At 60.1% G+C, this 13,452-nt stretch carries 14 protein-coding genes; 10 read left to right on the top strand and 4 right to left on the bottom strand.

The genetic code is table 11. The features are described from left to right. Positions 1 to 313: 313 nt before the first annotated feature. From J4D28_RS10560 to J4D28_RS10545, 4 genes are all read left to right on the top strand, one after another. On the top strand, positions 314 to 1,918 hold the full coding sequence (locus tag J4D28_RS10560; protein WP_103330921.1) for a tetratricopeptide repeat-containing response regulator: 1,605 nt from the start codon (positions 314 to 316) through the stop codon (positions 1,916 to 1,918). Then, positions 1,915 to 2,607, top strand: a complete 693-nt coding sequence (locus tag J4D28_RS10555) for a sensor histidine kinase KdpD (protein WP_009050309.1) — start codon at positions 1,915 to 1,917, stop codon at positions 2,605 to 2,607. Before J4D28_RS10560 ends, J4D28_RS10555 begins: the two co-directional genes overlap by 4 nt. Before the next feature lie 267 nt (positions 2,608 to 2,874). Beyond that, on the top strand, positions 2,875 to 4,116 hold the full coding sequence (locus J4D28_RS10550; RefSeq protein ID WP_177477867.1) for a glutamine synthetase family protein: 1,242 nt from the start codon (positions 2,875 to 2,877) through the stop codon (positions 4,114 to 4,116). A 70-nt stretch (positions 4,117 to 4,186) separates the two neighbouring features. Next, positions 4,187 to 5,566 (top strand): MFS transporter, encoded by a 1,380-nt coding sequence (locus J4D28_RS10545; RefSeq protein WP_009050307.1) that lies wholly within the window; start codon positions 4,187 to 4,189, stop codon positions 5,564 to 5,566. A gap of 60 nt (positions 5,567 to 5,626) precedes the next feature. Here J4D28_RS10545 and J4D28_RS10540 read toward each other — a convergent pair whose 3' ends face one another. The 4 genes from J4D28_RS10540 to flgA form a co-directional block, all read right to left on the bottom strand. Next, entirely contained in the window at positions 5,627 to 6,373 is a 747-nt protein-coding gene (locus J4D28_RS10540; protein WP_009050306.1) for a flagellar brake protein, read from the bottom strand. A 95-nt stretch (positions 6,374 to 6,468) separates the two neighbouring features. Beyond that, on the bottom strand, positions 6,469 to 6,936 hold the full coding sequence (locus tag J4D28_RS10535) for a flagella synthesis protein FlgN (protein WP_009050305.1): 468 nt from the start codon (positions 6,934 to 6,936) through the stop codon (positions 6,469 to 6,471). 50 nt (positions 6,937 to 6,986) lie between these two features. Next, the gene (flgM, locus tag J4D28_RS10530) at positions 6,987 to 7,307 is read right to left on the bottom strand and encodes a flagellar biosynthesis anti-sigma factor FlgM (RefSeq protein WP_009045139.1); all 321 of its coding nucleotides are present in this window, start codon (positions 7,305 to 7,307) and stop codon (positions 6,987 to 6,989) included. A gap of 150 nt (positions 7,308 to 7,457) precedes the next feature. Further along, positions 7,458 to 8,219 carry a flagellar basal body P-ring formation chaperone FlgA gene (gene flgA / locus J4D28_RS10525; protein WP_009050304.1) on the bottom strand — a complete coding sequence of 254 codons (762 nt, stop codon included), beginning with the start codon at positions 8,217 to 8,219 and terminating at the stop codon, positions 7,458 to 7,460. 74 nt (positions 8,220 to 8,293) lie between these two features. Between flgA and J4D28_RS10520 the strand changes: the two genes are divergently transcribed. From J4D28_RS10520 to flgE, 6 genes are all read left to right on the top strand, one after another. After that, positions 8,294 to 9,226 (top strand): chemotaxis protein CheV, encoded by a 933-nt coding sequence (locus tag J4D28_RS10520; protein WP_007921626.1) that lies wholly within the window; start codon positions 8,294 to 8,296, stop codon positions 9,224 to 9,226. Between the two features lie 44 nt (positions 9,227 to 9,270). After that, the gene (gene cheR / locus J4D28_RS10515) at positions 9,271 to 10,098 is read left to right on the top strand and encodes a protein-glutamate O-methyltransferase CheR (RefSeq protein ID WP_009050303.1); all 828 of its coding nucleotides are present in this window, start codon (positions 9,271 to 9,273) and stop codon (positions 10,096 to 10,098) included. A 242-nt stretch (positions 10,099 to 10,340) separates the two neighbouring features. Then, complete coding sequence (gene flgB, locus J4D28_RS10510; RefSeq protein ID WP_009050302.1) at positions 10,341 to 10,748, top strand: flagellar basal body rod protein FlgB; 408 nt, start codon at positions 10,341 to 10,343, stop codon at positions 10,746 to 10,748. Positions 10,749 to 10,751: 3 nt separating this feature from the next. Next, complete coding sequence (gene flgC, locus J4D28_RS10505) at positions 10,752 to 11,195, top strand: flagellar basal body rod protein FlgC (protein WP_009050301.1); 444 nt, start codon at positions 10,752 to 10,754, stop codon at positions 11,193 to 11,195. Positions 11,196 to 11,210: 15 nt separating this feature from the next. Beyond that, the gene (gene flgD, locus J4D28_RS10500) at positions 11,211 to 11,939 is read left to right on the top strand and encodes a flagellar hook assembly protein FlgD (RefSeq protein ID WP_009050300.1); all 729 of its coding nucleotides are present in this window, start codon (positions 11,211 to 11,213) and stop codon (positions 11,937 to 11,939) included. 30 nt (positions 11,940 to 11,969) lie between these two features. Beyond that, complete coding sequence (gene flgE / locus J4D28_RS10495) at positions 11,970 to 13,295, top strand: flagellar hook protein FlgE (RefSeq protein ID WP_009050299.1); 1,326 nt, start codon at positions 11,970 to 11,972, stop codon at positions 13,293 to 13,295. Positions 13,296 to 13,452: the final 157 nt, after the last annotated feature.

Here is a 13,452-nt window from a genome sequence, read left to right as displayed (position 1 = left end):
TGATATTCCCGATGGAGTTTGCCGCAACCGGGGCTGGCGGGCGGCGCGAGCAAGGATATCGAAGGCTTTTGGCAACTATCTATAAGGGAACGCCAGAATCGGCCGATAACCATCATGGATGTTGTTGCAGGTCAAATGGCGGGGCCATGGACCGAGTGCCCGGCGAGAGCAGACGGGCGCTTTTGCGGGTTGATGTAGAATGCATTGATGGCCTGTGGCCATTATCGTTGTCCGGGTGCAACAAAGGTGACGACCTTGAGCGTGTCCTGCTGTTGCCACGGGCTTCATCTTTTTTACGGGTCTGGAATCTTCGATGCTGGCGTACCACCAAAAAAGCTTTTTGATCGTCGATGATTTCTCGGATTTCCGCAGTTCTGTCCGGTCCATGCTGCGTGAGCTGGGCGTCAAGGACGTGGACACTGCCGATACAGGCGAGCAGGCGCTGCGCATGTGTGCGCAAAAGCGCTATGACTTCATCCTGCAGGATTACCACCTGGGCGACGGCAAGAAGAACGGCCAGCAGGTGCTCGAAGACCTGATGACCGACAAGCTGATCAGTCATGAAAGCGTATTCCTGATGGTCACCGCCGAGACCAGCCAATCGATGGTGCTCAGCGCCCTCGAGCACGAGCCGGATGCCTATCTGACCAAGCCTTTCAACCGCTCCAGCCTGGCTCAGCGGCTGGAGCGGCTGCAGCAGCGCAAGTCGTTGCTCAAACCGATCCTGCAGGCGCTCGATCGCGGCAAGCCGCTCGAGGTGCTCAATGCTTGCATCGCCCTGTGCAAGCAGGATCCGCGCTATTCGCCGCTGTGCCTGCGCTACCGGGCCGATGCCTTGCGTGACATGAACCAGAACGAAGCACTGGAGCGCTTGTATGAGAGCATTCTGGCGGATCGCCCGTTGCCGTGGGCCTATGTCGGCCTGGGGCGTCTGCTGTTCAGGCGTGGCCAGGTGACCCAGGCCAAGGCCATCTACGAAAAGGCCTTGAAAGCCTTTCCGATGATGCCGGCGCTCTACGATGGCATGGCCGAAGTGCTGCTTGCCGAAGGAGACTCCAAGCGTGCCCAGAGTGTGCTGGAGGAGGCCGTGCGCCTGTCGCCGCTGGCCGTGCGCCGGCAAGCGCTGCTGGGCAAGCTGGCGATGACCAACGAAGACTTCGAGACCGCCTCCAGGGCCTATCGCCAGGCGGTATCGCAAGGTGCGCAATCGCGTTTCAAGGACCCGGAAAGCAACCTTGGCCTGGCGCATGCGCTGATCAGCAAGGGCAGTGAAAGGGGGCTGGATACCCGCACGCGCCTGGAAATCAACAGCACCCTGAGTGCGGTGGCCAAGGAAAACCCCAGCGATCCGGGGTTGCAGATTCGCGCCCGCCTGATGAAGGCCACCAGCCTGTTGCTCAACGATGCTGAGACGGCGGAAAAGCTCACCGAGCAGGCGATGTTGCGCCTGGACGGGATGGAACAGTTCATGAGCCCGGAAGCGGCGCTGCTGGTGGCCAAGCAACTGCAGATGCTGGGACAGGCCGATGCCGGCGCGTCGATGCTGAAAAACTGTGCGGAAATCTACGGCGACGACCCGAAGGTGATGGAGGGTATCGCCAAGCTCACCGATGACCCGGCGATCCTCAACTCCGCCAACGCCGCGGCGGACATGAACCGCCAGGGTGTGCGCAGTTACAAGGCCGGCGCCCTGGGCGAGGCCCGGGACCTGTTCCGCCGGGCCCTGGCCATGCAACCGAAGAACATCAGTATTGCCCTGAACATGGCGCAGTCGTTATTGCACGGCACTGACATCACCCAGGATACGGCGCTGCTGGAAGAGTGCCGGACCTGCCTGAAAATGGTCGGCCTGATGCCCGATACCGACGCGCGTTATCCGCGTTATCAGAAGCTGCGAAGCAAGGCGTTTGGCGAATGAATACCCACGAACAGGCTCTCGACTTTTCCACGGTGATCGCCTCTACCGTGCACGACATGAAGAATTCCCTGACCCTGCTCATGCAGGCCCATGCCCAGTGGCTGGCAAGATTGCCGCAGGCGCAGCAGGGCACGCCGGAACAGGGCGTGATGGAGTTCGAATTCGCCCACCTCAACGGCATGCTGGTGCAACTGCTGGGGCTCTACAAGCTGGGGGTTAATCAGTTGCCGGTGCAGCCGGGCTACCACGAACTGGATGACTTCATCGAAGCGCAGTTGGTCAGCCATCAGGATGTGTTCGCCAGTCGCGGCATTGCCGCGACCTATGAAGTCGATCCTTTGACCCCATTGGGTTTTTTCGATCGGGAACTGATCGCCTCGGTGCTGGCCAACTGCATCAACAACGCCATTCGTTATGCGCGCCATGCGCTGCTGGTCAGCGTGCACGATGAAGGCGGGCAGACGGTGCTGACCATCAATGACGATGGCGAGGGTTATCCGCAGCAGATGATCGATAACCAGGCCGACTACGTGCAAGGTATCAATCACAGCAGCGGCAGCACCGGCCTGGGGCTGTACTTCGCCGGGCGCATTGCCGCGCTGCATCAGCGCAATGGTGTCTGCGGGCGTACCGAGATCCGTAATGGCGGGCCTCTGGGTGGTGGTGTGTTCAGTCTCTATCTGCCTTGAAACCGGCCTTGAAGCGGTTGCCGAGCTTGTAGGGGCTTCGCCGCATTTCGGTGGTGTCTCCGATCCCGAGGGCTTTTTGTTCGAGGCTGCTTGATATTCCGAACAGCCGGAGCCTATTTTGTACGGGTCGCCGTTCTCGGCTCGTACAACAACAAGGATTGAGTCATGACAACCGATGGCCGCAGTTCACTCGCACAGCGATTGACGGGCATTGACGAGATTGAATGTGTCACTCCGGATCTGAACGGCGTGCCACGGGGCAAGGTGATGACCGCCGAGGGTTTCCTCGAAGGGCGGCGTTTGCAGATGGCCCGCGGGGTGCTGCTGCAATGCATCATGGGTGGGTATCCACCCGCGCGTTTCTACGGCAGTGACGACGGCGACCTGGCGCTCAATGCCGACCCGCAACAGATTCATCGCCTGCCCTGGAGCTCGCAGCCGCGTGCGCTGGCGATTTGCGACGCGGACGAGTTGAGCGGCGAAAGCTCGCGCCTTTCCACCCGCGGCCAGCTCAAGGAGGTCATCGCGCGGTACGCCGCTCGCGGCCTGGCGCCAGTGGTGGCGACCGAGCTGGAATTCTTCGTGTTTGCGCCCAATACCGATCCGACCCAGCCTTTCCAGCCACCCCTTGGCCTGGACGGTCGTCGCGAAGACGGGCATTCGGCGTTCAGTGTCAGCTCCAACAACGGCCTGCGGCCGTTCTTCAGTGAGGTCTACGCCTGCATGGCGGCCTTGGGCCTGCCGCGCGATACCTTCATGCATGAAATGGGCGTCAGCCAGTTCGAGATCAACCTGCTGCACGGCGATCCGCTGTTGCTGGCCGACCAGACCTTCCTGTTCAAGCACCTGCTCAAGGAAGTGGCGCTCAAGCATGGCCTGACCGTGGTGTGCATGGCCAAGCCACTGGCGCATACGCCGGGCAGTTCGATGCATATTCACCAGAGCCTGGTCGAGTCGGCCAGCGGGCGTAACGTGTTCAGCGACGAGGCCGGAGAGCCGACCGCGATGTTCCGCCACTTCATTGGCGGGCTGCAGGCGGGCATGGCGGATTTCACTGCGCTGTTCGCACCGAACGTCAACTCCTACCAGCGCCTGTGTCATCCTTACGCCTCGCCGAACAATGCCTGCTGGTCCCATGACAATCGGGCGGCGGGTCTGCGTATTCCGGCCAGCTCGCCGGTGGCGCGGCGGGTCGAGAACCGTTTGCCGGGCGCCGATGCCAACCCGTATCTGGCGATCGCCGCGAGCCTGGCGGCCGGTTTGCACGGCATCGAAAACGAGCTGGAACCGACGCCGGCGATTCAGGGTGAGTTTGCCGTGCCGGACAGTTTATCTTTGCCTTGTACCTTGCATGCCGCTCTCGAGCGTCTGAAACGTAGCCAGTTGGCCAAGGAATTGTTCGGCAATGAGTTCGTCGAAGGTTATGTCGCTTCGAAGACCATGGAGTTGACCAGTTTCTTTGATGAAATAACTCCCTGGGAGCGGCGCGTCTTGGCGGCCCAGGCTTAACCGAACCGTCGCAGTCGGGCCATCGTTCGGATGGCCCGGCACTCAATTCAAGGAGCCGCTCGGAACGCCGATGCGCCAAATCTGGAAATCCTTTCGAGCGCTTTATTTCGCCTCGCTGATGATGTTGATCGGCTCGGGCCTACTCAGTACCTACCTGGCGTTGCGCCTGGCCGCCGATCATGTCGACGGGTTATGGGTGGGTGCCTTGATGGCGGCCAACTACTTCGGCCTGGTGCTGGGTGGCAAAATCGGCCACCGCCTGATTGCCCGGGTCGGCCATATCCGGGCCTACGCCACCTGTGCCGGGATCGTCGGCGCGGCGGTGCTGGGGCACGGCCTGGTGGACTGGTTGCCGGCCTGGCTGGTGCTGCGGATGATCGTCGGCCTGGGCATGATGTGCCAGTACATGGTCATCGAAAGCTGGCTCAACGAGCAGGCCGACGCCAAGCAACGCGGGCTGGTGTTCAGCGGCTACATGATCGCCTCGTATCTGGGGTTGGTTTTGGGGCAGTTGATTCTGGTCATGCACCCGGCCCTCGGGCTTGAATTGCTGATGCTGGTGGCCCTGTGTTTTGCCCTGTGCCTGGTGCCGGTGGCCATGACCCGACGCATTCACCCGGCGCCTTTGCATCCGGCGCCCATGGAACCGCGCTTCTTTATCAAGCGCGTTCCGCAGTCGCTGAGCACGGTGCTCGGGTCGGGGCTTATTGTCGGTTCGTTCTATGGTCTGGCGCCGTTGTATGCCTCCCAGCAGGGCTTGAGTACCGAGCAGGTCGGCCTGTTCATGGGCAGCTGCATTTTTGCCGGGCTGGTGGTGCAGTGGCCGCTGGGGTGGCTGTCCGACCGTTATGACCGGGCCCTGCTGATTCGCTGCTTTGCCTGCTTCCTGGCGGTCGTGGCTTTGCCGTTGGCGATCCTGCCCCAGGTGCCGCTGGAGGTGCTGTTCGCCCTGGGGTTCCTCTGTTCGCTGGTGCAGTTCTGCCTGTACCCGTTGGCGGTGGCGTTTTCCAACGACCATGTCGAAGGCGATCGGCGGGTCTCGTTGACCGCGATGTTGCTGGTGACCTATGGCGTCGGGGCCAGTGTCGGGCCATTGGTGGCAGGGGTGCTGATGAAGTTGTTCGGCAGTCAGATGCTTTATGCGTTCTTCAGTTTTTTTGCCCTGGTACTGGTCTGGCGCATCCGGCCGAAAGCCGTGACCAACCTGCATCAGGTCGATGATGCGCCGCTGCATCACGTGGCGATGCCGGACAGTATGTCCAGTTCGCCATTGGTGGCCGCGCTCGATCCGCGGGTCGACGAGCAGGTGGTGCAGGATCAGATGCAGCAGAGCAGCACGCCGGAAGCCGAGCCCCCGGTCGCGAGCGAAGAAGCCATGGATGAGGTTGAGGATCCAGTGGTGAAACCGGAAGAGCCGGGGCCGGACCAGTTCAGTGGGGCCAGGCCCTAGAAACAAAAAAACGGGCAGTCACCGCAAGGGGCTGCCCGTTTTTTTATCGACCTGCGAAACTCAGAGGTCGTCTTTGTCGAAGCGCCGGGCTTCGCGTTGCAACTGATAGACAAAGCGCTCGACCTGGCGTTGAACCAGGCCGCTCATGTTGTGGAAGCGCACGCCGGCGAAAGTCGTGTCGATCTTCTCTTCGTAGTGCAGATAACGCAGTTCCACCGGCGCGGTCATGCTGCCGAAGGGCAGGGCGGCGATAAAACGCTCGTAGACCTGGCCCAGTTGCAGGCGGCTGGAGATGTCACCGTCGAAGCGCAGCTTGCAGCCGGTGGCGGAGATATCCAGCAGTTTGCCGGCGATCGGCGCCTTGAGTTTTTCGCCACCCAGCTCGATGTTGACCAGTTGCGCCAGCTTCAGGGCTGCGCGAAAGGCATTGCGGCGCTGGTGATAGACCACCTCGTCCGGCAGGGTGCCGCGGTAGCAGCGTCCGCCATTGGATTCGTCGATGGTCGGGATGCCGTTGCTTTCCCAGGCGATGCGCACGCCTTCGTGAAAGCCTTCGACGCGAAAGGGTTCGCCGGCGAGCATGAAGCGTTCGCCATCGCGGGGGATCATTTCGTCCAGGGCCATCATGTTGCTGTCACGATCGACCTCGACCAGATAGCTTTGAAAGCGCTGGCTGCGTTCGTGGAAAGTGATGATCAGCGGGTCATGGCTGTCTTGCAGCAAGCGCAGCGTGGAGTTGATTTCCAAGGGGGTGGTGAGCACCTTGGGTGGCTGCGGCGCATCTTCTGCGTTTACGGCATTGAACACGGTTCATCAATCTCCAGACAAAATACGACTACACGCAAGAGCCGGCATTTTGCCAGCATGCTCCACGACTTGATAGGGCGCGCTCATCTCTGGGGTCAGGCCTGGCTAAGCGGGCGAGGCTTGGCCAGCTTGGCGGTTGAGCCGCGGGCATCATAGAGGGCTGGAGGCTCGCCACCGGTGAGGATCTTCAATTGATTGGCGGTGGTGGCCTGTTGAACCTGGATCGAGCGACCGTTGAGTTCGTTCGCCGCCTGGCAATCGGCAAGCATCTGGGTCAGCACATCGCTCTGGGTCAACAACTGCTCGCCAACCGAAGAATGGCTGGCCAGTTGTTCCAGGCCGGCACGGCTGGCGGGAAGATTCAGGCTGGCAAGGATTTCGCTGCGTTTGCGGCCATGCTGCTCGAGCAAAATGATCAGGGCTTGCTTCTGCGCAAGAATCTCTTCCAGCAGCGGCATGTCGCGACCGTGCAGGGCGAGGGATTCGGTGCGCAGCAATTCCAGCAATTGTTGAGCTGGAGCAAAGTCGTCAGTGATCAGTTGCAGCAAATTAGTGTCGTGCATGTATGGCCTTGGGTTTTAAGCGTCCAAAAAACTGGCGCAGGCCTTATTGGCTAGCGCTGGGCTTCGAAATTGAGCAGTTTGCTGGCTACACGGTTGCTGTCGACTTTATAGCTGCCATCGGCAATCGCTTGCTTCAACTCGGCCACGCGGGCGTTGTCGACGGCAGGCTGGTCGCGCAGCTTGTCAGTGATCTTCTGCAACTGTTGAGCCTCATTGCTGAGGTGTACCGACTCCCCGCTGGTGCTGGCCTGTTCGGCCGGAGCGTTCAGCGGCGCGGATTTGTCGGCGTCGCCGGTTTCCTTGCTGGCGCTGGTGCGCGTGCTACCGGTGAGTGAGGGAGAGCTGTTTAAACGGCTGAAATCGATGACCATGGTAAAAAACCTCTGGGTATTTGGACGCTTGACTTGTTTTCGGCAATACCCCGGAAAACTTTAGGCTTCAAATATCGATAAGCCCGCACGCGCCGCTATTGCCCTGCATGGGCCACAGTTTAGGGGGCAAGAGTGCGCAGCGCCAGTCGTCTACATCGCGACTTCCACCTGTCCCGGCGCGGTGATCCGCGCTTTGATGACCCGTTGTGAATTGAGGTTCTTGACCCGTATCTGCTCGCTCATGCCGCCATTGGACAAGGCTTCACCCGGCATTTTCACGTTCAGCGTGCCGCTGCGGGCGGAGATCACCACCTGATCGCCCTTGCGCACCACTTCCGCCTGTTCCAGGTGAACCAGGGTGACGAGCTGGTCGGCGACCATTGGTCGGACAAGCTTCTGCCCGATGGCCTGGTCCACCGAGGTCAGATAACCCTGATTGATCTGGCCGATATCGCGCTCGCGCAGCATCACGTCTTCGGGGCTGATGATGCCGGCGCGCTTGAGTGGCCGGGTGGTGGTCACCACTTCGCGGAACAGCTTGACCTGGGCGGGCACGAATACGGTCCAGGGCGAGGCGCCGTCGCAACGCACACGAACGGTCACGCGTCCCAGCGGTTGCGCCGGGCTTTCCAGGGTCGCTGTCAATTCCTTGTCGCAGTGCGGCATGCGCAGCCGCGGGTCGAGCTGATTGACCTGGATCTCGTAGCGCCCCGGGGTTTGACTGGTGGCTAAATAGTCTTCTACGGTGAATTCAAGAAACCCCTGAGTGACGCCGATAAGTAGATCAGGCAGGGTTACCGAGTCAGCAACGGCAGGATGGCCAGGGTTTAAAAAAAACAAAGCCGACAGCCCGTACAGCAATCTGCGGTAGTTTGATGTCAGGCGTCGGGAAAATGTCGTTTTGGCGTTCATAACAGTTAAAAAGCAAGCGCCGTGCCGTTTAGCGATGAGCGCGCGTCGGAACTTAAGCTTTGGGGAGTCTGGGCATGGCTGGTGTAATGGATTCGGTGAACCAGCGCACGCAACTGGTAGGGCAGAATCGCCTTGAGCTGCTGTTGTTCCGTCTCGATGGGCAGCAACTCTATGGGATCAACGTGTTCAAGGTTCGGGAGGTACTGCAATGCCCCAAACTGACGTTGATGCCCAAATCCAGTCCTGTGGTGTGCGGTGTCGCGAATATTCGAGGGGCGACCATTCCGATCCTGGACCTGGCGATGGCCACCGGTTCAGGCGGGTTGCAGGATCTGAGCAACCCCTTTGTCATCATCACTGAGTACAACACCAAGACCCAGGGGTTTCTGGTGCGGTCGGTCGAGCGCATCGTCAACATGAACTGGGAGGAGATCCATCCGCCACCCAAGGGGACGGGGCGCGATCACTACCTGACGGCGGTGACGCGGGTCGACAATCAGTTGGTGGAAATCATCGACGTCGAGAAGGTGCTGGCCGAGGTCGCGCCGACACCCGAGACCATTTCGGTGGGCGTGGTGGATGTCGAGACTCAGCACAAGGCGGTTTCGCTGCGGGTGCTGACGGTCGATGACTCGTCGGTGGCGCGCAAGCAGGTCACGCGTTGCCTGCAGACCGTGGGGGTCGAAGTGGTGGCCCTGAACGACGGCCGACAGGCGCTGGATTACCTGCGCAAGCTGGTCGACGAGGGCAAGAAACCTGAAGAAGAGTTTCTGATGATGATCTCCGACATCGAGATGCCGGAGATGGACGGCTACACCCTCACAGCCGAAATACGCAACGATCCACGCATGCAAAAGCTGCACATCATCCTGCATACTTCGTTGTCAGGTGTATTCAATCAGGCGATGGTGAAGAAGGTCGGTGCCGATGACTTCCTTGCCAAGTTTCGTCCTGATGACCTGGCATCCCGGGTTGTCGACCGGATCAAAGCAGCAGATAACAGCTAGGGATATCCATCCCCGGCGGTCATACGATTTAAGAGGCGGCATCATTGTCTACGGGTAATTTGGATTTCGAACAGTTCCGGGTGTTCCTGGAAAAAGCCTGTGGGATCTTGCTGGGCGAGAACAAGCAATATCTGGTGTCGAGCCGTCTCAACAAACTGATGGAGCAGCAAGGCATCAAATCCCTCGGGGAGCTGGTTCAGCGCATCCAGAGCCAGCCGCGCAGCGGTTTGCGAGAGATGGTGGTCGACGCCATGACCACCAACGAGACCCTGTGGTTTCGCGATACCTATCCATTCGAGGTGTTGAAGAACAAGGTCCTGCCGGAGGCGATCAAGGCCAGCCCCAACCAGCGCTTGCGCATCTGGTCGGCGGCCTGTTCCTCGGGCCAGGAGCCCTATTCGTTGTCCATGTCGATCGACGAGTTCGAGAAGGCCAACATGGGGCAACTGAAGATGGGGGTGCAGATCGTTGCCACCGACCTGTCCGGGACCATGTTGAACAACTGCAAGACCGGCGAGTACGACAGCCTGGCGATCGGTCGCGGTTTGTCGGCCGACCGCCTGCAGCGCTATTTCGACCCCAAGGGGCCGGGGCGCTGGGTGGTCAAGGCGCCGATCAAGAGCCGGGTCGAGTTCCGCTCGTTCAACCTGCTGGACAGCTATGCCAGCCTGGGCAAATTCGACGTCGTGTTCTGCCGCAATGTGCTGATCTACTTCTCCGCCGAGGTGAAGAAGGACATCCTGATGCGCATTCACAGCACCCTGAAACCGGGCGGTTACCTGTTTCTCGGGGCGTCCGAAGCGCTCAATGGATTGCCCGACCACTATCAGATGGTCCAGTGCAGCCCTGGGATCATTTACCAGGCGAAGTAGGAATGTCGCTGTTGAAAAGAGAGGCCTTCGGGCCTCTTTTTTTGTGCCTGCGATTCCTTCTGTGGCGCAGGGCGGCAACCGTTGCATTGCCGCTTTGCTGACGTTTCGCGGAAATGCCTTGCCGCTTTTCTGGCATTGCCGCTTTGCCGCTGCCCGCAAAGCCTTGATTTACGGGGTTCGAGCACTTGGCACGCGGCTTGCTATGTCCAGCTTACGAAAAATCTGGTCGAAGGTTTCCCGACATGAGCATCAGCTTCGATAAAGCGCTCGGCATTCATGAACAGGCTCTTGGCTTTCGCGCCAAGCGTGCCGAGGTGCTGGCCAACAACATCGCCAACGCCGACACCCCGAACTACAAGGCTCGGGATCTGGACTTCTCCGCCGTGCTCGCCGAGCAGAATGAGAAAGCCAAGAGCGGCACCTTTGCCCTGAACATGACCAACAGCCGGCACATCGAAGCTGAAGGCCTGAGCAGCGGCGACGAGTCGCTGCTGTATCGCACGCCGATGCAACCATCGATCGACCAGAACACCGTGGATGCCCAACTGGAACAGTCGAACTACGCCGAGAACTCGGTGAACTTCCAGGCCAGCTTCACGCTGCTCAACAGCAAATTCAAAGGGCTGGTGTCAGCCCTGCGCGGAGAGTAATCCATGTCCCTCGCCAGTGTTTTCAATATTGCCGGTAGTGGCATGAGTGCCCAGACCACTCGCTTGAACACCGTCGCCAGTAACATCGCCAACGCCGAGACGGTCTCCTCGAGCATCGACCAGACCTACCGTGCGCGCCACCCGGTGTTCGCCACCATGTTCCAGGGCGCGCAAAGCGGCGGCAGCCAGTCGCTGTTCCAGAACCAGGACGCGGCCGGTCAGGGCGTCCAGGTGCTGGGTGTGGTCGAGGACCAGAGCAATCTCGAGGCGCGTTACGAGCCTAACCATCCGGCCGCCGACGCCAAGGGGTATGTCTACTACCCCAACGTCAACGTGGTGGAAGAAATGGCCGACATGATTTCCGCCAGCCGCTCGTTCCAGACCAACGCGGAAATGATGAACACCGCCAAAACCATGATGCAGAAGGTCCTGACCCTCGGTCAGTGATAAGAGGCGACTCAGATGAGTGTTTCCGATAGCACCAGTGGCCTGACGCTCAAGGAGATCCTGGCGAACTCCTCGAAGAAGACTCCGACCACCAGCAATGATGGCTTGGCGGCGGCCACCAACAGCGTCAAGGGTAAAAACGAGCTGGGCAAGGACGCGTTCCTGAAGCTGCTGGTGACCCAGCTGAAAAACCAGAACCCGCTGGACCCGCAGGACAACAGCGAGTTCGTTGCCCAGTTGGCGCAGTTCTCCACCCTGGAAGGGATCACCACCCTCAATACCTCGGTGAACTCCATCACTGGCAGCTACAAGTCGTCCCAGGCCCTGCAGGCTTCGTCCCTGGTGGGGCGTTCGGTGATCGTCCAGGCCGGTACCACCCAGGTCGACACCACCAAGAGCATGACCGGTTCGGTGACGGTTCCGGCCAGCGTCAGCGGTCTGAAGGTGACCATCACTGACAAGGATGGCAAGGAGGTCAAGACCCTCGACCTGGGCAGTCAGAAGGCCGGCAGCACCAGCTTCGTCTGGGACGGCACCAAGACCGACGGCACCAAGGCCGATCCGGGCAATTACACCTTCAAGGCCAGCACAACGATCGATGGCAAGGCGACCGACCTGGTCACCTACCTGCCAGCGACGGTCAACAGCGTCACCATCAGCCAGACCGGCGGTGAGCTGATGTTGAACCTCGCAGGACTGAGCAGCCCCGTGGCGCTCTCCAAAGTTCAAACCATTGGTATCTAGAGCCGACTAACGCGGCACAAGGAGTGGAATATGTCTTTTAATATCGGCCTTAGCGGTCTCTACGCTGCCAACAAGCAACTGGACGTGACCGGCAACAACATCGCCAACGTGGCGACCGCCGGCTTCAAATCGTCGCGTGCCGAATTCGCCGACGTCTACTCGGCCACCAAGCTGGGCACCGGCAGCAAGACCATCGGTAATGGCGTGCGTCTGGCCAACGTTTCCCAGCAGTTCGGCCAGGGTGACGTGAACAACACCGGCAACGTACTGGACATGGGTATCCAGGGTTCGGGTTTCTTTGTGCTGAGCGACAACGGCTCGCTGACCTATACCCGCGCCGGTACCTTCAAGACCGACAAGGACGGCTACATCACCAACACCGATGGCACTGCCCGCCTGCAAGGTTATGCGGTCGATGCCAATGGCAAGATCGTCAACGGCGTGCTGACCGACCTGCGCATCGACACCTCGAACCTGTCGCCGAAGGCCACCAGCTCGGTGTCCTCGACCATCAACCTGAACTCCACCGCGCCGGTCATCGACCAGAGCGTGACAGGTTTTGCCTTCGATCCGACCAAGGTGGAAACCTACACCAAGCAGTTCAGCACACCGATCTATGACAGCCAGGGCAACGAGCACAAGCTGGACCAGTACATGGTGAAAACCGGTGCCAACACCTGGAAGACCTACACCCTGGTCGATGGTCGTAACCTCGATGGTTCCGCTCCGACCACCACCGGTGCTACCGCTCCAGTCGCATCGACCATGAATTTCGACTCCGCCGGCAAACTGGTTTCGGTCATCACGCCGCCTGCCACTACGCCTAATCCGGGCAACAACCTGACCCTGGCGGGCTGGGTGCCTGGCACTGTGACCAACGGTACGTGGAAGGCCAACGGTGCCAGCGCCAATCCCGGTGGCGTGACCATCTCCATGACCAGCACCACTCAGTTCAACGCCGATACCGCGCGTTCGCTGCCGGTGCAGGACGGCTACGCCACTGGCCAGATCACCAACCTGACCATCGACGGCACCGGTACCCTGTTCGCCAACTTCAGCAACAGCCAGAACAAGGCCATCGGGCAGATCTCCCTGGCCAGCTTCACCAACGAACAAGGCCTGCAGCCGGTAGGCGGCACCAGTTGGAGAGAAACCTACGCTTCGGGTGTGCCGGGCTACGATGCTCCTCAGACCGGTACCCTGGGTTCGATCGTGTCCAACTCCCTGGAAGAGTCGAACGTCAACCTGACCAACGAGCTGGTGGACCTGATCAAGGCCCAGAGCAACTACCAGGCGAACGCCAAGACCATCTCCACCCAGAGCACCATCATGCAGACCATTATTCAGATGACCTGATAATGGCTGGCTGACAGCGCTTGAAAAAAAGCCCCTCATCGCAGGGGCTTTTTTGTGCCCGCAAGCTTCATCGACCACGACCCGCTTTTGTAGGAGCGAAGCTTGCTCGCGATGAGGGATATGGCAGAGGAGGTGGATCGGTCCTGTCACGGCTGCC

Origin of the sequence: Pseudomonas sp. GW531-T4, assembly GCF_017349615.1 — a bacterium.
Classification (GTDB): domain Bacteria; phylum Pseudomonadota; class Gammaproteobacteria; order Pseudomonadales; family Pseudomonadaceae; genus Aquipseudomonas; species Aquipseudomonas chlororaphis_I.
This window is presented reverse-complemented; position numbering and strand designations above follow the sequence as displayed.